Origin of the sequence: Streptomyces sp. NPDC047042 (assembly GCF_040644035.1) — a bacterium.
Classification (GTDB): domain Bacteria; phylum Actinomycetota; class Actinomycetes; order Streptomycetales; family Streptomycetaceae; genus Streptomyces.
This window is the reverse complement of record NZ_JBEYVP010000048.1, coordinates 73,329-79,848: the sequence shown is the minus strand read 5'-3', so window position 1 is coordinate 79,848 and position 6,520 is coordinate 73,329. Positions and strand designations below refer to the sequence as shown.

Genomic DNA, 6,520 nt, shown 5'->3' with positions numbered 1-6,520 from the left:
GGGGCGCTGCCCCCGAACCCCCGCTCCTCAAACGCCGGAGGGGCTGAGTAGTGCGGGGGGTCTGGGGGCGCAGCCCCCAGGGATGGGAACGGGTAGGGGCGGCGGGGGCGAGAAACTCAGCCCGCCGGCGTGTCCAGGCGGCTGATGCGGATCGCGCCCCGTTCCTCCCCCGGGTAACGGCTCGTCAGGTCCAGGCGCACACCCGTACCCCTCGTCGCCGCGAAGGTGATCACCGTCGGCGTGTCGGAGGTGTCCGCCCACTGGATCATCGCCTCGGGCACCCCTACGCAGCCGTCACCGTCCCGTACCGACACCGCTATCGACGCCGGCAGCGTATGCGTCGCGTCCACCGTGAACGAGACCTCGAGACGGGTGAAGTCGCGGACCCGTCCGAAGTCCACCGACACCCAGTCCTCGGCCCGGGCCCCGTTGAACGCCGGCAGCAGCGCGGTCGGCGCCTTGTGGAACGCGTTGGACCAGCCGGTGGTCGCCACGCCGTCCAGCATCGCGGCGGGCAGGGTGTCCGGGCGGCCGGAGTAACTGGCGTCCGCCCGGGGGTAGGCGGGCGCGCCCGGGCCCGGGTCGGGTGCGAAGTGCGGCGCCGGTGTCAGCGCCTCGTCGCGCGCGGGCGTCGTACGGACCACGACCGTGCCCGTGCGCAGCCCCGCCGAGCGGGCCGTCACCTTGAGGCGTCCGGCGTCGGTGCCCGACCGGACGATGGCGAGGGCCTTGCCGTGGAAGGCGGTCCGGGTGCTCGCCTGATAGCGCTCGGCGCTCTCCTCGCGCCCGTTGTCGAGGCCGGCCAGGGAGCCTCCGTCGACGTCGAAGGCGAGCAGGTGCTCTGCGTCGGGCACGACCACGCCCCGGGCGTCGACGACGTCGGCGGTCACGAAGACCAGTGAACGGCCGTCCGCCGCCAGGGACTTGCGGTCCGCTGTCAGGCGTATCGCGTGCGCCGGTCCGGCCGTCCGCAGGATGTCCGTCGCCACGACCCGGCCGTCCTTGCGGGCCACCGCCTTCAACTCGCCGGGCTCGTACGGCACATGCCAGGTCAGATGGAGTTTGCCCGCGCTGCCGTTCGGGCTGGTGTAACTGCCGGGCCAGGCGCCGGAGGTGATGGTCTTGTCGTCTCCGGTGGCCTCGGTGGTCTCCAGGTAGGTGCGGCCGTCAGTCGTCTTCTTTGAGTCGAACCGCCTGGTGCCCAGGGACTTCTTGTTGAGGAACAGCTCCACCGTGTCCACGTTCGCGTAGGCCCAGACCTCCACTGTGTCGCCCGGCTCGTGGTTCCAGGTCATCGGGAGCAGATGGACCATGGGTTCGCTCGTCCACTGGCTGCGGAACAGGTGGTACATGTCCTTGGGGAAGCCGGCCGTGTCGACCGCTCCGAAGAAGGACGCCTTGACCGGGAACACGTTGTACGGGGTCGGTTCGCCGATGTAGTCGATGCCCGACCACAGGAACTCGCCCGCGAACCACTTCCGGTCCCGGTCCTTCTTGAGTCCGTACTCGCCGCTCATCGTCCAGGAGGCGAGGTTGTTGTCGTACGACGAGACCGCGCGACCGCCGGGGGTGTGGTTCTCGCCGGTGTTGAGGTGTTCCGGTTCCTGGTAGGTGCCTCGGGTGGAGGTCTCGGACGAGGACTCCGACTCGAAGAGGAACAGGTGCGGGTAGGCGGCGTGCAGGACGTCCACCGACTTCGCGGTGTTGTAGTTGAGGCCGAGGCCGTCGAGCTTGGCCAGCATCAGGTCGGCCGCCGAACCCTTCGCGGGCGGGTTGCGGTACTTGTCGGAGCCGATGACGAGCGGGCGGGTGTCGTCGGCCGCCCTGATCGCGGCGATGATCCGGTCGGCCATGGCCAGGCCGGCGGTCTGGGTGGAGTCGGGGATCTCGTTGCCGATCGACCAGAGCAGCACGGCGGGCGAGTTGCGGGCCGCGAGCACCATCTCGGTGGCGTCCCTCTCGCACCACTCGTCGAAGAACCGGCCGTAGTCGTAGCGGGTCTTGCCGGTCCGCCAGCAGTCGAAGGCCTCCACCATCATCACGATGCCCAGTTCCTCGCAGACCTGGATCATCTCTGGCGAGGGCGGGTTGTGGGAGGTGCGGAAGGCGTTGACGCCCATCGACTTCATGATGGTCAGCTGCCGGCGGATCGCGTCGATGCTGACGGCGGCCCCGAGGGCGCCGAGGTCGTGGTGGAGGTCGACCCCCTTGATCTTGTGATGGGTGCCGTTGAGCTGGAAGCCCTCGTCCGGGTCGAAGCGGAAGTCGCGGATGCCGAAGGTCGTGCGGTGGGTGTCCGTGGGGGTGCCGGCGACGCGCAGCTCGGTCTTCAGGGTGTAGCGGTTCGGGGCCGCGATGTCCCACAACTTTGGTTCGCGGACGGTGAGTTCGTGGGTCTCGTCCGCCCGGTCGGTGACGGTGACCGTGGAGGACGTACGGGCGACGGTACGGCCGCGGGGATCGACGATCCGGGAGATGACTTCGACGTCGGCGGGGGCGCCGGACGCGTTCGCCACGGACGTCCGCACCCGGACGCGGGCCCGTTCCGCGGTGATCTCCGGCGTCGTGACGTACGTACCCCAGCGCTCCACATGCACCGGTTCGGTGACGACGAGGCGGGCCTCGCGGTAGATGCCGCTGCCCGAGTACCAGCGGCTGCTGGGCAGCCGGTTCTGCACCTTGACCGCGAGCACGTTCTCGGTGGTGCCGTCGGTGTGGAGGAGGCCGGTGAGGTCGAGTGCGAATCCGGTGTAGCCGTAGGGGTGGCGGCCGGCCTCCGTGCCGTTGCAGTAGACGTACGAGTCCATGTAGACGCCGTCGAACTCCACCGAGATCCGCTTGCCGGCCAGCGCGGCCGGAAGGGTGAAGGCGAGGCGGTACCAGCCGAGGCCGCCGGGGAAGAACCCGGTGCCGCTGGTGGTGCCGTGGTCGGTGGTCGGGGTGAGTTCGATGCTCCAGTCGTGGGGGACGGCGACCGCCCGCCACGCGGAGTCGTCGTAGGCGGGGTCGGGGGCGTTCGTGTACTCGCCCGTGGGGTCGGTGATCCCTCCCGGGTCGACCAGCGCGAAGCGCCAGCCGTCCCGCAGCGGGACGGTTCGGCGGCCGCCCGGGCCGGTCGTCGCCCGCGCGTCGGCGGCGGTGCCCAGCAGGGCTCCGGCGGCGGGGGCGGACGTACCGGCGATCAACACCGATCTGCGAGTGACCGTCATCGCGGCTCTCCCTCATCAGGGCCCAGAAGTACTCACAACTGATCGTTAGCAAACAGATTCTGACGGTGTGGCACATGCGCCCGTCAAGAGTCCGGTGACGTACTTCGGCCTCACCTGTCACAACGGCCTGAATTCCGCCCCGCGCGGCGGCCTTTCCGACGGCCGGGGGCCGTGGTGTTCCTGACCGCTCATGAGCAGGACGCACTAGGGTGGAGCACCAGTGACGTCCCCCTGCTCACTGTGCGTGTTCACGATGGAGTGGCGCTGATGAGTCCGGTGTACCCGTTCGACGATTCCGCCTCGGCACGAGCCGTCGTCGACGCGCGGGGCACACTGACCGGCTGGAACGAGGGCGCTCGTCGGCTGCTGGGCTGGTCGGCGGCCGAAATGCTGGGCCGCCCCGCCGCTTCCCTGCTGGCCGCCGACGGCGCGGACGGGCCCGGACTGCCGACGGAGCACATCTGGCACGGCACCCTCGCTCTGCGTCACCGCGACGGCCGTACGGTGTCCAGCTGGCTCCTCGCCCACCACCGGCCGTCCCCGGACGGCGGCGGGGGCGACTGGCTCGTCGTCACCCCCCTGGAGAGCGGTGCCCGGGCCGCGGACGACCAGTTGATGCGGGCCGCGCTGGACCAGGCACCCTGCGCGACGGCCGTCTACGACGACCGGCTGCGGCTGCACGGTGTCAACGACGCCATGGCCGCTGTCATCGGGCTGCCGCTGGAGCGCATCCGTGGACTCAGACTCCCCGAGATAGGGGGCAAGGAGCGCAGCGCGGAACTGGAACTGAACATGCTCGACGTCCTGACCAGCGGCAGGGCGAAGGACATCCAGACCTATCTGCGCACCGGCGGCGAGGACCACGCGCACGCCTGGCTGGCCCGGCTCGCGCCGCTCAGGGACGCCGAGGGGCGGGTGCGCGGGGTCTGTCTCGCGGCCCACGACTTCACCGAGCAGTACCTCGCCCGGGAGCGGCTCCAGCTGGTCAACGAGGCGAGCGTACGCATCGGCACCACCCTCGACGTCACCCGGACGGCGCAGGAACTCGCGGACGTCTGCGTCCCGGCGCTCGCCGACTTCGTCAGCGTCGACCTGCTGGACCCGCCGCAGCACGGCGGCGACCATCATCCGGCCGAGCTGACGGCGCCCCTCAGCCTGCGCCGGGCCGCCCACCGGTCGATCATCCCGGGCAGCCCCGAAGCAGTCGCCAAGCCGGGGCAGTTGGACGAGTACCCGGCCTTCTCGCCCCAGGCCGACTCCCTCCTCGCGGGCCGCACCATCGTGGCCGCGGTGCCCTCGGGCGATTTCGAACAGTGGATGACCTGGGACAAGGCGCGCTACGACCGGGTCAAGGAGTTCGGCGTCCACTCCACGATGTCCGTGCCGATCACGGCACGCGGTACGACGCTCGGCGTCGCCGTCCTGACCCGGTACCGGCGCCCCGACCCGTTCACGTCCGACGACGCGCTGCTCGCCGAGGAGGTGACCGCCCGGGCCGCCGTCTGTATCGACAACGCCCGCCGGTTCTCCCGCGAACGCGAGACCGCCCTCGCCCTGCAACGCAGCCTGCTCCCCCGCACCCTGCCGCGCACCGCCGCCCTCGAAGCCGCCTCGCGTTATCTGCCCGCGGCGCGGGCCGGGGTCGGCGGCGACTGGTTCGACGTGATCCCGCTGTCCGGGATGCGGGTCGCGATGGTCGTCGGGGACGTCGTCGGCCACGGTGTCCAGGCCTCCGCCACCATGGGCCGGCTGCGCACCGCCGTACGCACGCTCGCCGACATCGACCTCCCCCCGGACGAGCTGCTCACCCACCTCGACGACCTCGTCGTACGGCTGTCGGCCGAGGCCGGCAGTGAGGGCGGCCCGGGTGAGGTCGGCGCCACCTGTCTGTACGCGGTGTACGACCCGGTGTCGCGGCGCTGCGCCCTGGCCCGTGCCGGGCATCCGCCGCCCATCATGCTCACGCCGGGTGGTACGCCCAGGCAGGTGCGGATGCCCGCCGGTCCGCCGCTCGGTCTGGGCGGTCTGCCGTTCGAGTCCACGGAACTGGAGCTGCCCCAGGGCACGGTCCTCGCCTTCTACACGGACGGGCTGATCGAGAGCCGCGAGCGGGACATCGACGCGGGTCACCGCCTGTTGTGCGACGCGCTGGCGGCGTACGCCGACTCGCTCGACGAGATGTGCGACCGCGTCCTGCACACCCTGCTCCCGCCGGGCGGCGCGGCCGACGACGTGGCCCTGCTGCTGGCCCGCACCCAGGGTCTGCCCGCCTCCCGGGTCACCACGTGGGACATCCCGGCCGACCCGGCGCTCGTCGGGCCGATCCGCAGGCAGGTCGGTGAGCAGCTCGACGTCTGGGGGCTGAGCGAGGCCGCGTTCACCACCGAGCTGGTGGTGAGCGAGCTGGTCACCAACGCCATCCGCTACGGCTCGCATCCGATCCGGCTGCGCCTCGTCCACGACACGTCCACCCTGATCTGCGAGGTGTCCGACGCCAGCCACACCGCCCCGCACCTGCGGCGCGCCCGTACGTTCGACGAGGGCGGCCGGGGCCTGCTGCTGGTCGCGCAGCTCACCGAACGGTGGGGCAGCAGGCACACACCCGAGGGCAAGACCATCTGGGCCGAGCTGTCACTGACGGACGAGATGTAGGCCCGGACTGTCCCTCGCGGTGCATGAGACGCGCTCGTCGGAACACTCGCTCTTCTCGGAGTGACTTCGAGGAGTGAGTGAGGGCATGTCGATCTTCCGTACGTCCCGCCCGGTGCGCCGGGCCGCGCTGTTCACCACCGCGCTCGCGTTACCGGTACTGCTCGGGGCCTGCGACAAGGGCGGTGAGAGCGTCTCGCCGAACACCGTCCCGTCCGCCACCACCCCGTCAACGGGCGACACGCGCTGCCGGACCGCCGAGCTGCGCGCCTCGGTCGGACGCCTCGACTCGGGCGCCGGACAGCGGAACCTCCCCGTCGTCCTGACCAACGACTCGGACCGCACCTGCACCGTGCGCGGCTACCCGGGCGCCGTCTTCGTGGACGCGTCGGGCAAGCGGCTGGGCCCCGTTCCCCAGCACTCCGAGGCCACACCCACGCCGGTCGAACTCGCGCCGGGCGACAGCGCCTGGGCCGGGCTGAGCTTCACGAACCCGGAACTCAGCGAGGCAGAGACGGCGACACCGGCCGAGCTGCTGGTGACCCCGCCGGACGAGGGGGACGAGCTGGAGGTGGCCTGGGAGGCGGGAGAGGTCCCCGTCGGCGGGAAAAAGTCGTCGGTGTTCCTGACGGTCCTCGCCCCCGGCACCGGACCCTGACCCG

The 6,520-nt window shown here is 71.3% G+C and carries 3 protein-coding genes; 2 read left to right on the top strand and 1 reads right to left on the bottom strand.

The features are described 5' to 3' along the window. Positions 1–116 precede the first annotated feature (116 nt). Positions 117–3,209 (bottom strand): glycoside hydrolase family 2 TIM barrel-domain containing protein, encoded by a 3,093-nt coding sequence (locus ABZ855_RS40525; RefSeq protein ID WP_360816321.1) that lies wholly within the window; start codon positions 3,207–3,209, stop codon positions 117–119. 267 nt (positions 3,210–3,476) lie between these two features. On the opposite strand from ABZ855_RS40525, the gene ABZ855_RS40520 reads away from it, so the two are divergent. After that, the gene (locus tag ABZ855_RS40520; RefSeq protein ID WP_360816318.1) at positions 3,477–5,861 is read left to right on the top strand and encodes a SpoIIE family protein phosphatase; all 2,385 of its coding nucleotides are present in this window, start codon (positions 3,477–3,479) and stop codon (positions 5,859–5,861) included. 85 nt (positions 5,862–5,946) lie between these two features. Next, positions 5,947–6,516, top strand: coding sequence for a DUF4232 domain-containing protein (locus tag ABZ855_RS40515; RefSeq protein ID WP_360816315.1), 570 nt, complete (start codon positions 5,947–5,949; stop codon positions 6,514–6,516). The last annotated feature ends 4 nt before the right edge of the window (positions 6,517–6,520 follow it).

Coding starts and splice junctions, on each gene's coding strand:
- ABZ855_RS40525 (WP_360816321.1), bottom strand. CDS start 3,209: ATGACGGTCACTCGCAGATCGGTGTTGATCGCCGGTACGTCCGCCCCC.
- ABZ855_RS40520 (WP_360816318.1), top strand. CDS start 3,477: ATGAGTCCGGTGTACCCGTTCGACGATTCCGCCTCGGCACGAGCCGTC.
- ABZ855_RS40515 (WP_360816315.1), top strand. CDS start 5,947: ATGTCGATCTTCCGTACGTCCCGCCCGGTGCGCCGGGCCGCGCTGTTC.